This is a genomic window from Nonomuraea sp. 3N208 (genome assembly GCF_052245935.1).
Classification (GTDB): Bacteria; Actinomycetota; Actinomycetes; order Streptosporangiales; family Streptosporangiaceae; genus Nonomuraea.
In genome coordinates this window covers 81,032-98,906 of the sequence record NZ_JBQQBR010000040.1, presented here as the reverse complement: position 1 = coordinate 98,906, position 17,875 = coordinate 81,032, and the positions used below count along the sequence as shown (strand labels likewise).

The following is a 17,875-nucleotide window of genomic DNA, read 5'->3' as shown; positions in this document are numbered from 1 at the left end:
GGCATTCGGAGGCCATGGTGAAGATCGTCGGGATCGAGACGTTCCTCGTACCGCCGCGGTGGCTGTTCTGCCGGGTGGCGACCGACGAAGGCGTGGTCGGCTGGGGGGAGCCGATCGTGGAGGGTCGCGCCGAGCCCGTGCGCGCCGCCGTCCACGTGCTGGCGGAGTACCTGATCGAGAAGGACCCCCTGCGCATCGAGGATCACTGGCAGGTCATGGCGAACGGCGGGTTCTACCGGGGCGGCCCGGTGCTCTCCAGCGCCTTGGCGGGCCTCGACCAGGCGCTGTGGGACATCGCGGGCAAGACGTACGGTGTCCCGGTGCACGCGCTGCTCGGGGGTCCCGTACGGGACCGGGTCCGGGTGTACTCCTGGGTCGGCGGTGACGAGCCTGCCGAACTCGCCGAAGGCATCGGCGCCAGGATCGAAGCCGGGTTCACCGCGGTCAAGATGAACGCCTCCGGCCGCATGCCCGTCCTCGCCACCGCCGCCGACATCGCGGGCGTGGTGGACCGGGTCGCGCTGGCCAGGGAGATCCTCGGCCCGGCCCGTGACGTGGCGGTGGATTTCCACGGCCGGGTCAGCGCGGCGGACGCCCGGCGGATCCTGCCGCTCATCGCGGAGTTCCACCCCATGTTCGCCGAGGAACCAGTGCTGCCCGACCGCCCGCACCTGCTGCCGGGCGTCGTGGCCGCCAGCAGTGTCCCGGTCGCCACCGGGGAGCGGCTGTACTCGCGCTGGGACTTCCGGCCCGTGCTGGAGGCGGGGGTGGCCGTGGTGCAGCCCGACCTGTCCCACGCGGGCGGCATCTCGGAGACCCGGCGGATCGCCGCGCTCGCCGAGGTGTGGGACGCCAAGCTCGCCCCGCACTGCCCGCTCGGCCCGCTCGCCCTCGCGGCCAGCCTCCAGGTCGCGTTCGCCACGCCGAACTTCCTGATCCAGGAGCAGTCCATCGGCCTGCACTACAACGACGGCGCCGACCTCCTCGACTACGTGGCCGACCCCGCCGTGTTCCGCTTCACCGAGGGGTACGTCGCGCGTCCGGAGGCGCCCGGACTCGGGGTGGAGATCGACGAGGCCGCGGTCAGGCGCGCCGACCAGGCGGGACACGCGTGGCGCAACCCGGTCTGGAGACACGACGACGGCGGAGTGGCCGAGTGGTGACGACGAGGATTCCCCTGTCGGCGCGCTTCGATCTCGCCAGGGGAGGCCGGTGGACGTCGTTGTCCGGAGGCGGCCGCGAATGGTTGTGGTCACGGCACGATGCCGCCAGGTCCGCGGTCGTCCCGGGGGCGGCGTTCGTCGACGCCGGCGGTCTCGAGGAGTGCGTGCCCACGGTCCGCGGGCTGCCCGACCACGGTGACGCGTGGAGCCGCCCGTGGACGGGCGCCCCGGCACGGAGCACGGTGAGCTGTGACGGATTCGAGCTGACCCGCGCGATCGGCGACGAGGCCGGGGCGGTCGTGGCGACCTACCGGCTGTCCGCCGACCCGGGGTTCAGGTTCCTGTGGGCCGCTCACGCCCTGCTCGACCTCAGCGAGAAGGCGCGGCTCGTCGCTGCCGACGAAACCCCGGTGCGGATCTTCCCGGAGGCGGCACCGTTGCTGGATTCCGCCTGGCCGGACGGCGCCGCCCACCTGGACGGGCACTGGCCCGCCCCGCTCGGGCTGGAACTCGACCGGTTCGGCCCCGATGACGGCACGGCCGTGGGCGCCGTGCTGCGGTGCGCCGCCGTACGGGTGGAGGACCAGGCCGACGTCCTCGACCTGCGGCTGGAGGCACCACCAGGAGTTCCCGTCGGTACCGCCCTGTGGCGCAATCTCGGCGGGTTTCCCGAAATAGGGCCGTATCGCAGCGTCGGGGTGGAACCCATGCTCGGCGCCGTGTTCGACCTGGCCGAAGCCGGCCCCGGCGAGGCGGCGGTCGTCCCGCCGTCTGGTGAGCTGACCTGGCGGCTCGTGGTGGCCGCGGAACGGATGCATTGACGACCGGACAGAACTCGTTTCGTAGCCGTGGACCGCTGCTGTTCTCCAGCCGTAACGAGCACGATGGCACAGTTCGCTGGTACACCCCCGGCGGCGGACTCCCCCCTTCGAGAAGCGGAGCATCACCGGCCACCGCTGGTGGACGGCCCAAGAGCTGGCCGAAACCACCGATCTCCTGCGCCCCGCCGGGCTGCCGCGATTGCTCGCCTCCCTTCTCACCGACGGTACGCCCCGCCACCCGGTCCTCGTCGACGGCTGACCGAACAGCCACGGACTGGGGTGTTCCAGCGTGCACGCTACGCGTCGTCCCCACCCACAGGTATCGGCTCACCCGTGCCGCTGCCGCGGTCGTCGAGCACGAGCGCCGCGCGGCCGTTGACGGTGTAACGCAGGTGCGTGACGTTCGGGGTGTCCACAACCCGGGTCGCCGTCAGTTCAATGGCCTCCTTGTCGGCGAGGTGGAGATCGGTGTCGAGCAGCCGCATACCCGTGCCCAGCACGACCGGGACGATGTGGAGTTCCAGCTCGTCCAGCAGTCCGGCTTTGAGCACCTGGCGCACCAGGCTGCCGCCCCCGGCGACGGCGACATTCTTACCGTTCGCCGCCGCGCGGGCCTGCTCGATGGCGCTGGCTATGCCGTCGGTGACGTACGTGAAGCTAGTGCCGCCGCGGCGCATCAGGACCTGGCGAGGGCGGTGCGTCACGACGAAGACCGGCGCGCGGAAGGGCGGTTCCTCCCCCCAGGGGACCTCGCCGCCGTCGGCCATGCGCCGGCCCATGACGTACGCGCCGGCCGCCTCGAACGTCTCGGCGACGATGTCGGAGTTCGTGTCCTGCTCACCGCCGGCAAAGCCCTGCCGCTCGCGCCACGCCCTGGCGTCGATCACCCAGCGGGTGATCCGGAAGAACCCCGCAGCCTCTGCCGAGTCCATCCAGTTGCCGTCGCCGCTGTGCCGCGCACCGGCATAGTAGCCGTCCAATGACACCGACATCTGTGCCGTCACCTTGGTCATCTTGCTTCGCCTCCTCCTCTGGCGGCGCCCCGGAACGGGCCCGCTCACCAGGGGGTCGAAGCTGCCGGCCATTTCTCTACAGCCGCGCGGGCGTCACCTCGGAAGTTCAGATGGGTCACAGCGCTAACGGACATGATCGGCTCCTTGCCTCTCGATTCTGGGCGGTTTCACGCGTCGACGACCACAGGGCCGGTTCGCTGCGACAGCGGGAGCTTGGGATCCCCGCCGCCGATGACGATCACGAGGACCGCCATGCTTGGCCCTGCTCGGTGACCACAGTCGCAGCGGAAGCGGCCAGGAAGTGGCCGCTTCTCAGGGCAACATGGGAATCATGCCGAAGACTTCAGCGCGACTCCTGGCGTTGCTCTCGCTGCTCCAAGCACGCCGTGACTGGCCGGGGATGCTGCTGGCCGAGCGGCTGGACGTCAGCCCGCGCACCGTGCGCCGTGATGTCGACCGCCTGCGCGAGCTCGGCTATCCCATCGTGGCATTCAAGGGGCCCGACGGCGGGTACCGGCTCGAGGCCGGCACGGAGCTGCCCCCGTTGCTGTTCGACGACGAGCAGGCCGTCGCTCTGGCCGTCGCACTCCAGAGCGCCACCACCACTGGTGCCGGCATCGAGGAAGCCGCGGCCCGGGCGCTGACCACCGTCCGGCAGGTCATGCCCGCACGGCTGCGCCACCGCATCGACACCCTCCACGTCACCGCCGTCGAGCAGCCCGCGACCCGGCCCGGTCCACAGGTCGACAGCAGCGTGCTCATGGCACTCAGCGCCGCCGTCCACGCCCGCGAAGTGCTGCGCTTCGACTACACCCCCGCGTCCCCACCAGAGGCGGACGACAACGGCGTGCAGACCCCGCCCCGCCGGGTGCAGCCTCACCACCTCGTCACCTGGGGCGGGCGCTGGTACCTCATCGCCTGGGACCTCGACCGCGAGGACTGGCGCACCTTCCGCGCCGACCGGATCACCCCGCGCACCCCCAACGGGCCTCGCTTCACCCCCCGCGAGCTACCCGGAGGCGACGTGGCCGCCTTCGTGACGAGCAAGTTCCAGGGCTCGGACGGCTCCGGCGACTGGCCCTGCCGCGGCGAGGTGATCCTCGACCTCCCTGCCGCCGCCGTGTCCCGCTACACCCGCGACGGAGTGGTCGAGGAACTCGGCCCGGACCGCTGCCGGCTCGTCCTGGGCTCATGGTCATGGCCTGGCCTGGCCGCCACCATCGGCAGGTTCGACGCCGACATCGAGGTCGTCGGCCCGGCCGAGCTCAAGGACGCCTTCGCGCACCTGGCCCGCCGCTACGCCAAAGCCGCGACAGACGCACCCGCCACGCCGCCCCCGATCCGATGAGCCAAGCGCACCACGATTCGAGGCGTACTCTCCCACCTCCTCCGACAAGCCTGTGGGCTCGCAGTCCGTTTTGCTCAACTCTGTCCAATGCAGGCCGGCAGACCGCACGCCGTTACTCTGGAGCTGGGGTCGCGCTCGAGCGTAGGGGGTTGTTTCTTGCTTCGAGCGTCGCGACGGAGCTACGGAGTGGACGCGTTCGCCGGCGAAGGCCTCTGACCCGTCGGTCACTGAACGCAGCGGACACCCGATCCAGGTAGATCGCGAGGATCACGACGGAGAGCCCGCCTTCGAAACCGCGCCCGATGTCGAGTTGGGTGACCGCCTCGACGACCACCGCGCCAAGACCGCCGCCGCCGACCATGCCGGCGATCACGACCATGGACAGCGCCATCATGATGACCTGGTTGACCCCGGCCATGATCGTGGGCATCGCAAGCGGCAGCTGGACGTCACGGAGGATCTGCCGGGACCGCGATCCGAAGGCGTGCGCGGCCTCGATGACCTCGGCATCCACCTGGCGGATGCCGAGCTCGGTGAGTCGTACCGCGGGCGGGATCGCGAAGACGGTGGTCGCGACGACGCCCGGCACGACGCCGATCCCGAAGAAGAAGACGGCTGGGAGCAGGTAGACGAAGACCGGTAGCGTCTGCATGAAATCGAGGACTGGGCGCACACCGGCGCTCACCCGTGTGCTGCTCGCCGCGGCGACGCCGAGCGGGATGCCGACGGCGACCGCCACCACGGCGGCGACGATGACGACCGCGAGGGTCTGCATGGTCGCGGTCCACATCGCCATCGACTGGATGAGCAGGAAGGCGAGGCACGCGACGAGCGGGGGTTGCCACCGGCGCGTCGCCAGCCACGCGAGCGCGATGAAGAAGCCCAGCAGCACGAGTGGATGCGGGCGGATCAGCAGGAAGTACGTAGCGTCGACGAGCTGCAGGATCAGTGTCGAGGTCACGTCGAATACGCCGGAGAAATTGTCCAGCAGGAATTGGACTCCGCGCTCCACCCACGCGTCCACGGGCAGGTCAGGCATCGGCCGTCACCTTCTTCGGGCTTGCCAGGGACGAGAGGATCGCGGCGCGCGGCACCACGCCGACCAGCCGGCCGTGTACGTCGACCGCGGCGATCGGGACCGTGTGCCGGCCGGCGAGATGACAGAACTCGACCAGCGGCCGGTCCACCGGCACGGCGTCGTACTCCTGCGTCAGGCAGTTCCGCAGATCTCCCTCGCCGTTCCGCAAGGCGTTCGCCAGCAGGTCGTCCCGGGCGACGCCGAGGATGCAGCGCAGCTCGTCGAGGACGAAGACGCCGTTCATCTCGGCTGCTTCCAGGCGCCGCAGTACCTCGCCGGGGCGGTCCGGGAGCCGTGCGGTCAACAACGGCGGACGCAGCACCGCGGCGGCGGTGAGCACGCGTGAGCGGTCGACGTCGGCGACGAAATCGCTGACGTAGTCGTCGGCGGGCGAGGACAGGAGATCCGGCCCGGTGCCGCACTGCACGACGCGGCCGTCCTTCATCACCATGATGCGGTGCCCGATCCGCATCGCCTCGTTGAGGTCGTGCGTGACGAAGACGATCGTCCGCTGATCTTCGGCCTGCAGCGCCAGCAGTAACTCCTGCATCTCCCGCTTGATCAGCGGATCGAGGGCGCTGAACGGTTCGTCCATGAGCAGGATGCCGGCGTCTGTCGCGAGCGCGCGGGCGAGACCGACGCGTTGTTTCATCCCGCCGGACAACGCGTCCGGACGGGTGTCGCCGCGGTCCCCGAGGCCCACGCGCCGCAGCGCCCAGTCGGCTCGCTCAAGCCGCTCCCTGACGGGGACGCCGCGTACCTTCAGACCGTAAGCGGCGTTCTCACGGATCGTGCGGTGCGGGAATAGCGCGAAGTGCTGGAATACCATGCTGATCCGGCTATTGCGGAGTTCGCGCAGGTCATCCTCCGCCATGGCCAGCACGTCCCGCCCGTCGATGACCAGACGTCCGTCCGTCGGTTCGACCAGCCGGTTGACCATGCGGAGCACGGTCGACTTTCCCGAGCCGGACAGGCCCATGATGACGAACAGCTCCCCCCGCTGGACCGTGAAACTCACGTCGTCGGCGCCCAGGAACCCGCCGGCCTGTCGTACGGCCTCGTGTCGCCGATCATCCGTCAACAGCGGCAGCGCGCGGTGTGGCGGCAGCCCGTACACCTTGCTGAGGTGACTGGCCTCGATCATCTGGGTCACCCCTTTCCGAGGACCACGTCGGCCGCGGGCTTGCCGTCGACGCTGGTGACCCCGTTGAGCCACGTCCGCACCACGCCGGGGTTGTCGCGGATCCAGTCCGCAGCCACGGATTCGGCCGGCTTCTTCTGCTTGTCCAGACTCGAGATCCACTGCGATGCGGTGTCGGGGTCGACACGGATCTGCGACAGGAACCGGTGCAGGTTCGGATCTTCGGCGGCGAGGCCGTGGCGGGTGAGCACCCGGATCTCACCGGCCCCCGGCCACACGTGCTTGGGGTCGTCGAGGAAATGGAGCTTGAACTCCGGTGTCATCCAATGCGGGCTCCACCCGAGGAACACGACCGGTTGCTGCTTCGCCGCGTGACGCGTCACCTCGGCGAGCATGGCCTCCGTGCTGCTCTGCACCAGCTTCCAGTCGCCGAGCCCGTAGGCGTCCTTGGCGATCGCATCGCTGATGATCTTGTTGCCGGGTGTGCCCGGTTCGATCCCGAGAATCTGCCTACCGAACTCGTCCGCGTGCTTGTCCAGATCGGCGAGCGAACGCACCCCTAGTTTCTCGGTGACGTATCCGGGCACCGCGGGCGCGTACTCCGTGCCGGTGAGCAGAGTCCCGGCGACGGCTACCTTCTTGTCGTCCAGCAGCTTGCCGAACACCGACTGCTGACTCGGCCACCAATTGCCGAGGTAGGCGTCCGCTTGCCCGGTCGACAAGGCCTGCCCCGCCAGCGGCACCGACACCTCCTGGGCACTGGTCTGATAGCCGAGCCGATCGAGCACCTGGGTCGCGATCCGCGTCTCCACGACGAGGTCGGCCCACGGTTGTTGCACGAACCGCGCGACATGCTTGCCGCCGGAGGCGTTGGCGAACCCTTCGGTATCCGCACCACTGCACCCGGCGAGCAACACGGTGAGCACCGCGAGCATGATCGGGCCGAACGATTTCCTCGACGATTTTCTCGACATCACTAAGACCTCTCTTCCACAGGAGTGCCGACCCAGATCGGCGAGGACCATGCCATCTCGCCGTCGGTCTGGTAGACACGCACGTAGTACCAAGCTGGCGCGCCTGGCACGTGCTGATTTGTGCCCGAGCCCGGCACGTGCCGATTTGTGCCCGAGCCCGGCACGTCGGTCCATCGCAGCCGCCACTCGCGACCGCCGAGGCCGGTCAGCCCGCCCACGCCCGGCTGTAGCCGCAGCCGCCCCGGCCCTTTGACCGGTACATCGACCACGCCGCCCTCGAGCGTGCCCAGGGTGGTGGTGACCTCTCCCCGTAACGTCTTCACGATCACCGTGGCCGCGGCCGGTCCGATCAACGTGAACTCGACCCCGCCGCGCTGTGCGCCGTACGGTTCGCCGAAGCTCTTGGTCGTGTTCGCCCAGCAGACGCGCCGGAGGTCCACCTCGGTGATCTCCGGGCTCCAGTACGGCGTCTGCAGCAGCTCGCCACCGAGGATGCTGACGCAGCCGCTCCAATCCGTGGTCACCGGGCTCATGCCCCACTCGACCCGCACCGGGACGGCGATCCAGTGCGGTGGCAGGCCGAGGTCCGGGAGCACGGTGTGGACGACCGCGCCGTTGCGCACGATCTCGATGCGGGCCAGCTCGCCGTACCCGCGGGCATACGCGTCCAGTTCCACCGGGCCGTCGAGCCCGGCCTCGCCGCCCATGAAGACCTGGCCGATTCGCGTGTCGACGACGATGCCACGCTGCGTGGCCGCGAACACACGCCGGTTGTAGAGCGCGTCGAACACCGACGCACGGTCGAGCCGTTCGGCGTAGGCGCCGACGTAGCTGGCGCCGTGCCCGTGGTCGGAGGACGCGATGAGCCCGAACCGCTGCCCGCGACGGAGGCCGTCGAGGACGAACGTACCGGGCAGCGTGCCGTCGGCGTACTGCCGGAAACAGCCGTCGTCCTCGTAGTTGCCGCGGCAGGCCTGGAAGACCTCCACGACACGCAGGAACTGCGGGTCGTGGTAGTCCCAGTCGAACGGCACCATCGCGGAGCCGGGATGGTGCGGAATGGTGATCGCTGGGAACTCCGGGTGCCGGCGAAGAGCGTCCCACAACTCCGCGGGCGTTTCCGATCCCTTCGCGTAGGCCGAGAAGATCGGCGCGCCACGCGGCACGTCCCCGTAGATGACGTTCTGGTGACCCATGAGCCCCGTCCACTCGAAGCCGTACAAGGGGACGAAACGCCCGTCGACCCGGAACAGGTCGGCCATCTTCTGGATCGACCACCACTGATAGTCGGTGCTGTTCTCGGAGTGGTCGGTGACCGCCCAGAAGTCGTACTCGCACACGTCCCACGAGTAGCGGTAGAAGTCCTCCAGGGAGGGCTCATCGCCGGAGGTGCAGCGGCTGATGAGGGAGTGACGGTGCAGGTCACCCCAGTACAGCGCATACTCCGTGCCGTCCACGGTCGTCCGGTATCGGGTCTGGTCGGCATCGGCCCAACCGCGTGCCTCGCGTCGCTCGTCGCTGTGTACGACGTCGAGCCTGCGCGTGGCGATCGCCCGCCCCGTCGCGGTCAGCATCGCCGCCCTGATGGCACCGGTCCCATGCATCCCGTGCCAGATGACCTCGCCATGGTGCTCCAGCAGGAACGGGCACTCCCGGCCGCCGAACCCCTCGGTCCAGGCGAGTGCGCGTTCCAGCCGGTTGTCGGTCTGCCACGCCACGAGGGCGCCGCCCGGCAGCGGAGCGACCGCCGGTTCCTCGAGCGTGCCGTCGCTGGCGGCGAGCGTCGTCGGCGCTGACCAGCCGTCCGGGCCGAGCGTCTGAGTGGCGACCTCCCAGTAGTAGGTCATCAGGGGCAGCCGCCGGTGGATCCGGTAGGCGACGGTCAAGCCGCCTCCGGGGTCGGCGACGAGGCGCGGCAGCCCACTCGGCACGACGTCGAGACCGGGCGCGAGCCGGCCTTCTGGTTCGTACAGTCCGTCGTTGCCGAGGCGTACGACGCGAATCGAGGCGGAGATCTCCGGTAGCAACTCCGGCGGGATGAATTCCCCGCTCTCCCGCATCCCCACGATGCGCGGCGCGCCCGGGAGCTGGTCGGCCGACCGGAGCCGGGTAGGACCGGAGCCGCCGTGGCCGGCAACGGTGATGACGTCGAAGCCGCACCAGACGGCGCCGTCCGCGGTGACCGCAAGGCTGGGGTGCAGCGCGTAGTCGCTCCCACTGGTCACCGGACGCGGGTCCGCGAGTGTGCCGGCGGGGTCGACGTGGCGGACCACGATGCGGTAGGAGCCATGGCGGTACTCGCACCAGGCATAGACGGTGCCGCCCCCCGGTGCCGCAACCACCGCGGGATCCCAGACGTTCGCGTCGACCTCGTCTGGGGCGACCCCGTCCGCATCGACCCCGGCGCTCACGAGTCGCGGCTCTGACCACGCGCCGTCACGCCAGCGGCGGGCATAGATGCCGAACTGTCTGCCCCGCGGACCCTGCCAGCAGACCTCGACGCCACCGTCGACGTGCGCGATCGCTTCCTGGTTGAACGACGGGTGATCGGTCGTACTGACCAGTTCTTCACTGGTCCAGCCGTCCTGTTCGTGGCGGCGGCAGAAGACCGACATGACGCCTTCTTGCGCGCGAGCGTAGAAGACCCACGGGCGGCCATCGGCGTCGAACAGCGCGGTGGGGCGAAAGCAGTCGGCGGGCTCGCCGGAGAGCACGATCGGGTCACCTTCCACCTCTGCGTCGCCAAGGAGCCCGCCGAGGAGCAGCGCCATCACGCGATCGCCGGTGTCCTTTTCCCACTCGATCCATGTGTGGAGGACACGACCGTCCGGTGTGGTCGCGACGCTGGGACGGGTCGCGGTTCCCGACGCCCGGACGCTTCCGCCGGCCGACCGGCGATGCCCATCGAGACGTGGCGCCGAGGAGAGCACCGCTTCGGCCCGCTCAAGGAACTCGGTCAACCGGCCGCCGCCCTCGTCGACCCACATGTAGCGCAAGGGGTCCGGATCGAGCAGCGCCTCCACGCCGGACACGTCGCGGCAGTCCTCGATCGCCGTCGCCATCCGCCGGTTGAACGCGAGCACACGCTCCAGATCCGAGCGCTGCTCCTCGGTGTACTCCCCGGTGTGGTGGTCGACCCCGCAGCATCCGTGGCTGCGATGTCCGCCGTGCTGTCCGCCCACGCCACGCCCTTTCCGAAAACTCGGGTCGCCCACCGTCGTGCACCCGGGCATGCGTAATTGAAATGCCCGAGAAATGCCAACGAAACAAACGACCGCCAACCCGAGCGGGATTTCGTAACCCGCCGATTGATAAATCGTTCTTCGCGCCGGTCGCGGCAGTCAACAAAATTGGGCGGGCAAGCCAGACCGCCTTTTAACGGCTGCCATAGAGAATCTCTATGGCTGTACGGCGGACCCGCCGACGCGGCCTGACGTGCTCTCTCGCGTCACCATCTCGACGAATGCCCGTCCCGCGTGCGACAGCGGATCGGGACGCCACAGCAACCGAACACGGCGTACGACGGGCGGATCGACCGCCCCGATGCGGGCGCCTTGACGTGCCGCGTCCTCCGCCATCGGACGCGGAAGCAGTGCCACACCCGCGCCGGCGAGGACCAACGGGACGATCGCCGCGCGATGCGGCGTCTCCACTGCGATGCGCAGGGGGACGCCCGCCCCCGCGAGTGACTGCTCGAGCAGTGTCCGCGTCGTCGTGCCCGGCTGAGTCGTGATCAGGTCCATAGCGGCGACCTCGGCCATCTTCAGCGCCCGGCCTGTTGATATTTCGGCATCCGGCGGGAGGACCGCAAGAATCTCTTGCTCCCGGAGCTCCAAAGCACGCAACCCCACCGACGGCACGGAGAAATCCGCGAGACCTAGCTCGCATTCGCCGACCCGTACCATTTCCGCGACTGCCGCCGCATGCTCTGGGTCCTCGATTCGGATATCGACTCCCGGATAGGCGCGGCGGAACGTGCCGACGAGACCGGCCAGCGGGTCCACCGCCAACGTGGTCTCTGCGACTATGTCGAGCCGCCCCGCCTGCAGCCACGTAACCTGCTGAACCGACGACAGCGCGGACGTGAAAGCGCGCAGCACCTGCTGCGCGGAACCCACGAGCGCCTGCCCCTCGGGCGTGAGCCTGACCCCGCGACCAAGCCGGTGGAACAGCGGGGTGCCGAGTTCGCGCTCCAGCGCCCGAATGGTGTACGACAGCGACGGCTGCGCGACCCGCAGGGCGGACGCGGCGCTCGTGAAGCTGCCATGAGACGCCACCGCGAGAAAGTACTCGAGCTGCCGGCGATCCACCCGAGCCTCCGATCCATCATCGCCGCCCACCTCGCCGTAGGGTCTGCGAACGGGATTCCGCTCGGTTTAGGAGGGATGCGATCAGCCCAGTTCGTAGCTGAGCTGGTAGGAGTCGAGATTATAGGAATGGACGCCACCGACCACCAGGCCTGTCCCTCGCCGCGTATGTCGTGTAGTTCGCCCGTCTCAAGTCCTGCGGCCTGCTCGATGCAGGCATACACCGTCGAACAAGTCGCGGAGATGATGAGCATCGGACGTGACACGGTCGACCAGTGACGCCACCTCAAGGGCTACCGCACACGTCCTCGTAACGCGTGTCGGGGAGGGAGGGGCGCCGGGTCTGTGTGGGTGAGCCGGCGCGGGCCCGCGCGCACACGGCCGTGATCAGGCGGTCCGGGTCGAGCGGGAGCGCGCGCAGGAAGTCGTCGCCCAGTAGGAGCAGTCGCCCGTTGATCGGCATCCCGCGACTCGTGGACGACATGGGAACGCGGCCGATGGGGCGGCCGGTCGCGGTGTCCCACAGGCTGAAGACGGAGCCGTCGGAGATGACGGCGGTGGAGCCGTCGAGTTCAACGGTGTGAACGTCCTGTGGGGTGTCGTCCAGGACGAGCGTCCGCGGGCCGGCGGCGCCGGGCGGCCACACCCAGAGGCGGTTGGCGTCCTCCTGGCGGGCGTAGAAGGCGCCCGAGGCGCTGAAGCCCAGGTGACTGGCACCAGGACCGAACAGATGGCCGACGTCCACGGTCGTGCCGGTGGCCGCGTCGACCAGGACGATGCCCGCGGGGCCGCTGACAGCGATCGTCCGGCCGTCGGGGGTGAAGCGCAGGTTGTCGACTTCCGCGCTCTGCGACCACGTCCGGAGCCGGCGGGCCGTGCGGAGTTCCCACAGGCCGAGCTTGACCCGTGATTCGCCGTCCGCCGCCGAGTACTGCGCGGCCACGACCAGCCGTGTGCCATCGGGGCTGAAGGCCATGTCGCGGGACGTGGTGGCCTCGTCCTCGTTCAGCGTGGTCGTGCGCCGCCCGGTGCGGGTGTCGTGGACGGTGATGCGCCCGTTGTCGTCGCGGACGGCGAGCAGGCCGCCGTCGTCGCTGAGGATGGTCAGCTCGACGTCATCGGTCCCCAGGTCGATGGACGGTCCGGCCGGCTTGCCCGTGGCGGTGTTCCAGAGCCGCACCCGCGTCTCCTCTTCGGTGGCAAGGATGCTGCCGTCGGGGCTGAGCCAACTGTCCGCGGTGACGGGCACGATCGAGGCGGGCGGGCTGGCGGCCTGGCCGGCGTCGTAGGAGACCACGGTGTCGTCGTCCAGGACACGCAGCGTGCGGCCGTCGGGGTCGAAGGCGGGCGTCCCACCGCCGCCGAGGTCGATCACCGGCTCCAAAGGGTCTTCGCCACCGAGGCGCCACACCTTGCGGCCGTCGGTGAGCAGCCGCCCGTCGTGGCTGAGGACGGGTGGGCCGTCCGCCCAGTCACTGGGCGTCGCCCCTTCGCGCTCCCGGCCGGTGACGGCGTCGATCATGACGGGGTCCGGGTCGTCGGTGATGATCAGGGTGCGGTCGTCCGGGGTGAGCGCCATCGCGCACGGCAGTAGGCAGTCGTCTCTGAGCCGCTTGGTCTTTCCCCCGAGGAACGGCTTGCGGTAGATCCTGTTGGTGAACGCGTAGAACACGGTCGTGCCGTCCTTGGAGGTGGTCACGTCGCCGCCGAGGGTCGGGACCTGGACCCGCCGCCCGGTCCGCACGTCCCAGGCGGTCGCGCCCTGCCCCTGGGAGACGATCACGATGTCCTCGGCCCCTCCGTAATCCAAGGCCAGGTCGAAGTCCTCGGCGTCCGGAGCCAGCGGGTAGCGGGTCCCGTACGGCCGCCCGGTGCGGACGTCCCAGACCTGGATGCCGCGCTCAGTGCCGACGGCCAGCCCCTTTGCGCCGGGGCTGAGGGCCGCCAGGACGATCCGGTCATTGCCGATGGGAAAGCGGCCGGTACGGGCACCGGTGCGGACGTCCCACACCCTCGCCTCACCATCGCCCACGCTGACCAGCGTGCGGCCGTCGCGGCTCAGCAGCCGCCGGGCATCGGGCGCGGGGTCGCGGAAGGCGGCGACTTCCAGTCCGGTGAGCGAACCCATCAGGGCCGCCCGTGCTTCGGGCACCGGCGCCAGCCGCCAGGCGGCCACGCTCAACAGCATGGCCCGGTTCGGGTCGATCGCGCGCAGATCCTCGGCCACTCCGGCGAGGCGGCGGGCCTCGGCCTCGTCCCGCTGGACGGCGATCTGGCTGCCCTGCCAGACCGCCAGGCCACCGCCGATGAGCGCGGCCACCAGCAGCGCCGCCATCGACACCGTCACCAGCCTGCCGCGCCGCACCCTGCGCCTGGCCAGCGCCGCACCCGCCGCCAGGAAGTCCCGTTCCACCGGGGTGAGGGTGATGTCGCGGCGGTCGGTGGCCGCCCACCGCAGCACGCCGTCCAGGTCGTTGCCCTGCAGCAGGTCGCCGTCTTTCCGGCCTCGGCCGTTCCAGCGCCGCGCCGCGGTGGCGATGTGCCGATGTACCGCCAGGCCGTCCCGGTTGGCGGCGATCCAGCCGCGGAGCCGGGGCCAGGCCTGCGGGAGCGCGGGCCGCGCCAGCGCGATCTCCTCCCCCGTGGTCAGCAGGTAGGCGAACGCCTCCAGTACCTGCCCGGCGTCCTCCTCCAACTCCTCCCGGGGCACGCGGCGGGGCAACAACTCGCCGTTCTCTCCCACGGTGACCAGCCGTAAGAACACCTGCCGCGCCGCCTCGCGCCCACCCGGGCTCAACGCCGAGTAGCAGTCTTCGGCCAGTGTCCCCAGCGCCGGGTCGTCTCTCATTCCGGAGGCGATCGCGCCTGCCCGGCGAGTGCCCGCGGCCAGCAGCCGGGCCAGGTCGAGGCGCTGGCCGTCCCCGCTGATCAGAGCGGGCAGCAGCTCACCTGCCGTGGGCCGGGCCGCCGGATCCTTGGCCAGCGCCGCCTCCACCAGGCCCCGCAGTGAATCGGGCAGCACGCTCAGGTCGGGCTCGGCGGACAGCACCCGGTGCATCACCGCGCCCAGCCCGTCGGCCTGGAACGGATCCGCGCCTGTGGCCGCGAACAGCACCACCGCGCCCCAGGCGAAGATGTCGGCGGGCATGCCCGCCCGCTCGCCGGTGAACACCTCCGGCGCCATGTAGGTGGGCGTGCCCGCGGCGATCCCGCTGGCGGTCAGCGTCATGTCCTCGGTCCGGGCCACCCCGAAGTCGATCACCCGCGGCCCGTCAGGGCCGAGCAGCACGTTGCCCGGCTTGAGGTCCCGGTGCACGACCCCGGCGTCGTGGATCGCCGCCACCGCCGTGGCGATGGCGGTCGCCAGCCGGTGCAGTTCGTCCCCGGCGAACTCGCGGCCGGCCGCGACCGCCTCGCGCAGGCTCGGCCCCGGCACGTACTCGGTCACGATGTACGGCCGGTCGGCCTCCAGGTCGGCGGCCAGCACCCGCGCCGTGCAGAACGAGGCCACCCGCTGCGCCGCGGACACCTCCCGCCGCACCTGCCCGGCCGCGTCCCCGTGCAGCAGCTTGACCGCCACCCGCGTCCCGTCGCCGTCGTACGCCTCGTACACCACCCCCTGACCGCCCGCGCCCAGCCGGCTCGCCAGCCAGTAGCCGCCCACGCGCTGCGGATCCCCATCGACAAGCGTTCGCCTCATGTGCTGATCCCCGTTCGGTACGTCCCCTTGAGGCATTGGACGCCACCGACCCGGGCGGGGTTCTCACACCACCGGGCCGCCGTAGTACTGGCCGAAACCGGGCGGATAGGGCTCGGCGGCTACAAGGGCCCACGACTATTCCCTGGCGGCTGGTCGGCGGGCGAGCCCGGGGCGATCAACCCGGTCTCGTAGGCGAGGACGACCGCCTGAACCCGGTCCCTGAGGCCGAGCTTGGACAGGATGCGCGCGACATGAGTCTTCACCGTCGTCGGGCTGAGGCTCAGCCGGTCCGCGAGCTCGGCATTGCTCAGTCCGGTGGCGAGCAGGCGCAGCACCTCCAGTTCCCGGGGCGTCAGCTCCGACAGATCCCGGTGGACGGCTGCTTTGGCCTCATCACGGCGGGCGAACCGCTCCACCAGGCGACGAGTGATCGTCGGTGCGAGCAGGGCGTCACCGGCGCGCACCAGACGCACCGCGGCCACCAGGTGTTCGGGCGTGACGTCCTTGAGCAGGAACCCACTCGCCCCCGCGGTGAGTGCGGCGTAGACGTAGTGGTCGAGGTCGTACGTGGTCAAAATGAGGACGCGGGTCTCGTCCGCGGCTGTTGCCATGATCTGCCGAGTGGCTTCGAGCCCGTCCATCTGCGGCATCCGGATGTCCATGAGCACGACGTCGGGTCTAGTACGCCGGACGGCGGCGACGGCGTCGACTCCGTTGGCCGCCTCAGCCGCCACGTCGATGCCATCGGCGGCGAGGATCATCCCGAACCCGCTGCGTACCAGCGCTTGGTCGTCGGCGATGACCACGCGCAGAGGCCCGTTCACGTCGTGGTCCACGGAATCCGCGCCTTGATCTGGTAGCCGCCGCCGCTCTGCGGCCCGGCCTGCAAGGTGCCGCCGTAGAGCGCGAGCCGCTCCCGCAGCCCGATCAGCCCGCGGCCCTGGCCGTCTCCGGCGCGTGCCGTCTGCCCACCGCCGGAGTCGCTGACCTCGATCTCCAGCCAGTCGTCGCAATGGCCGATCGTGACGGACGCCGCCGCGCCGGCCGCATGCTTGATCGTGTTGGTCAGCGCCTCCTGAACGACGCGGTAAGCGGCCAGGTCCACCCCTGGTGGCAGCGGGCCGTGCGGCGGAGAGATCTCGATGCTGACCGGCAGTCCGGCTGCGCGGACCCGTTCGATCAAGGAGTCGAGTTGGTCGAGCCCCGGTTGCGGTTCGAGCCCGTCGGCGCTGCTGTCCGCACGTTCGCTCTCCGGACCGGCGAGCAGGCCCATGACGTGGCGTAGTTCGGCCATGGCGGCCCGGCCGCTGGCTTCGACCGCCAGCATGGCCTGCTTCGACCGGGAAGGGGCCGTGTCCATCACTTTGCGCGCCGCTCCGGCCTGGATCACCATCACGTTCACATTGTGGGTGACGACATCGTGGAGTTCGCCGGCGATGCGGGAGCGCTCTTCCTGGACGGCCTTGCGCATGGCCTCCTCCTGTTCGCGCTGCAGTTCAGCGAATCGACGGCGGCCGGAGTCGAGCTGTTGCCGCCACGAGCGGACGAAACTGGCGGCGACTCCGGCACTCAGCAGTACCACGAACGGCCCCAGCCAGCTCGGCAACGCTGGGACGGAATCCCGGAAAGCGATGCCTGCCAGCACGGTGGCGAGGACGAGTCCGGCGATAGCCGGCACCCGGTGACGACTATGGGCCACGGCGCCATAGGCGGCGATGGCGAACGTCAGCACGGTGATCCACGTCGCGTGGTCGTGGGTGGCCAACGCCGCGGCCAGCACGACTGAGAAGGTGATCAGTGGGTACAGCCGCCGCACCGCCAACGGCAGCGCCGTCAGAACCACCAGCAGCGGAAGCGGGCCCGAACCCCTCTGGTCGTCAGCTGGGAGGATCGGCCGTACCAGGCCGTCGGGCGGGGCGTCGCTGCTTGGTGGCTGGGGAAGCGGCCGCAGTTGCAAGGGCTCCAGCACAGAGGGCGGCTGCCCGTCGACGCGGTGGGGATCGTCTGTGGTGCCTGCCGTCGCGGCCACTGCGACAACGGTCAAGACGATCGCGAGCAGCAGGTCGGCAAGGAGTGCCCGGCGCGAGGGCCGGGCGGGTTTCCACCCGGGGCGCAGCGCATCCAGACCGAACCGCCACCATCCACGTCCTCTGCTCACTGTCGTCACGGGTGCATTGTCCCGACTGCACGGTACGTCCCGCGTCAGCACCGGTGACGGGACCCGACCTCCGCCAGGAGTACATCGCAGGGATGACACGCCGGAGGGCTCCTCCCCGAGAGGGGGTCGATATCGGCGTCACAGCCGACGCGGACGGATCTCGCCGGCCCCT

12 protein-coding genes are annotated in these 17,875 nt (G+C 70.2%); 3 read left to right on the top strand and 9 right to left on the bottom strand.

Annotation, left to right across the window (positions count from 1 at the left end; genetic code table 11):
- Positions 1–14: 14 nt before the first annotated feature.
- Together dgoD and ACTWPT_RS44930 are read left to right on the top strand one after the other, a co-directional pair.
- Positions 15–1,163 carry a galactonate dehydratase gene (gene dgoD, locus ACTWPT_RS44935; RefSeq protein ID WP_443183665.1) on the top strand — a complete coding sequence of 383 codons (1,149 nt, stop codon included), beginning with the start codon at positions 15–17 and terminating at the stop codon, positions 1,161–1,163.
- Positions 1,160–1,984, top strand: a complete 825-nt coding sequence (locus ACTWPT_RS44930) for a hypothetical protein (protein WP_443183664.1) — start codon at positions 1,160–1,162, stop codon at positions 1,982–1,984. Before dgoD ends, ACTWPT_RS44930 begins: the two co-directional genes overlap by 4 nt.
- A gap of 296 nt (positions 1,985–2,280) precedes the next feature.
- On the opposite strand, the gene ACTWPT_RS44925 is transcribed toward ACTWPT_RS44930, so the two are convergent.
- Positions 2,281–2,997, bottom strand: coding sequence for a dihydrofolate reductase family protein (locus ACTWPT_RS44925; protein WP_443183663.1), 717 nt, complete (start codon positions 2,995–2,997; stop codon positions 2,281–2,283).
- A gap of 331 nt (positions 2,998–3,328) precedes the next feature.
- Between ACTWPT_RS44925 and ACTWPT_RS44920 the strand changes: the two genes are divergently transcribed.
- Positions 3,329–4,345 carry a helix-turn-helix transcriptional regulator gene (locus ACTWPT_RS44920; protein WP_443183662.1) on the top strand — a complete coding sequence of 339 codons (1,017 nt, stop codon included), beginning with the start codon at positions 3,329–3,331 and terminating at the stop codon, positions 4,343–4,345.
- 112 nt (positions 4,346–4,457) lie between these two features.
- Here ACTWPT_RS44920 and ACTWPT_RS44915 read toward each other — a convergent pair whose 3' ends face one another.
- From ACTWPT_RS44915 to ACTWPT_RS44880, 8 genes are all read right to left on the bottom strand, one after another.
- The gene (locus tag ACTWPT_RS44915) at positions 4,458–5,384 is read right to left on the bottom strand and encodes an ABC transporter permease (RefSeq protein ID WP_443183661.1); all 927 of its coding nucleotides are present in this window, start codon (positions 5,382–5,384) and stop codon (positions 4,458–4,460) included.
- Positions 5,377–6,567: a quaternary amine ABC transporter ATP-binding protein gene (locus tag ACTWPT_RS44910; RefSeq protein ID WP_443183660.1), complete on the bottom strand. Its 1,191-nt coding sequence runs from the start codon at positions 6,565–6,567 to the stop codon at positions 5,377–5,379. The genes ACTWPT_RS44915 and ACTWPT_RS44910 overlap by 8 nt, the downstream gene beginning before the upstream one ends.
- Positions 6,568–6,572: 5 nt before the next feature.
- Positions 6,573–7,538 (bottom strand): ABC transporter substrate-binding protein, encoded by a 966-nt coding sequence (locus tag ACTWPT_RS44905; RefSeq protein WP_443183659.1) that lies wholly within the window; start codon positions 7,536–7,538, stop codon positions 6,573–6,575.
- Positions 7,539–7,540: 2 nt separating this feature from the next.
- Positions 7,541–10,720 carry a DUF3604 domain-containing protein gene (locus tag ACTWPT_RS44900; protein WP_443183658.1) on the bottom strand — a complete coding sequence of 1,060 codons (3,180 nt, stop codon included), beginning with the start codon at positions 10,718–10,720 and terminating at the stop codon, positions 7,541–7,543.
- A 216-nt stretch (positions 10,721–10,936) separates the two neighbouring features.
- Complete coding sequence (locus ACTWPT_RS44895) at positions 10,937–11,848, bottom strand: LysR family transcriptional regulator (protein ID WP_443183657.1); 912 nt, start codon at positions 11,846–11,848, stop codon at positions 10,937–10,939.
- 283 nt (positions 11,849–12,131) lie between these two features.
- A complete protein-coding gene (locus ACTWPT_RS44890; protein WP_443183656.1) occupies positions 12,132–15,545 on the bottom strand; it encodes a serine/threonine-protein kinase in 3,414 nt (1,137 codons plus the stop codon).
- Positions 15,546–15,664: 119 nt separating this feature from the next.
- Positions 15,665–16,381 carry a response regulator gene (locus ACTWPT_RS44885; protein ID WP_443183655.1) on the bottom strand — a complete coding sequence of 239 codons (717 nt, stop codon included), beginning with the start codon at positions 16,379–16,381 and terminating at the stop codon, positions 15,665–15,667.
- Complete coding sequence (locus ACTWPT_RS44880; RefSeq protein WP_443183654.1) at positions 16,366–17,712, bottom strand: histidine kinase; 1,347 nt, start codon at positions 17,710–17,712, stop codon at positions 16,366–16,368. The genes ACTWPT_RS44885 and ACTWPT_RS44880 overlap by 16 nt, the downstream gene beginning before the upstream one ends.
- Positions 17,713–17,875 lie beyond the last annotated feature (163 nt).

Bases quoted from the DNA above. Each gene is read 5' to 3' on its own strand.
- ACTWPT_RS44915 (WP_443183661.1), bottom strand. From the start codon at position 5,384: ATGCCTGACCTGCCCGTGGACGCGTGGGTGGAGCGCGGAGTCCAATTC.
- ACTWPT_RS44890 (WP_443183656.1), bottom strand. From the start codon at position 15,545: ATGAGGCGAACGCTTGTCGATGGGGATCCGCAGCGCGTGGGCGGCTAC.
- ACTWPT_RS44920 (WP_443183662.1), top strand. From the start codon at position 3,329: ATGCCGAAGACTTCAGCGCGACTCCTGGCGTTGCTCTCGCTGCTCCAA.
- ACTWPT_RS44910 (WP_443183660.1), bottom strand. From the start codon at position 6,567: ATGATCGAGGCCAGTCACCTCAGCAAGGTGTACGGGCTGCCGCCACAC.
- ACTWPT_RS44925 (WP_443183663.1), bottom strand. From the start codon at position 2,997: ATGACCAAGGTGACGGCACAGATGTCGGTGTCATTGGACGGCTACTAT.
- ACTWPT_RS44905 (WP_443183659.1), bottom strand. From the start codon at position 7,538: ATGTCGAGAAAATCGTCGAGGAAATCGTTCGGCCCGATCATGCTCGCG.
- dgoD (WP_443183665.1), top strand. From the start codon at position 15: ATGGTGAAGATCGTCGGGATCGAGACGTTCCTCGTACCGCCGCGGTGG.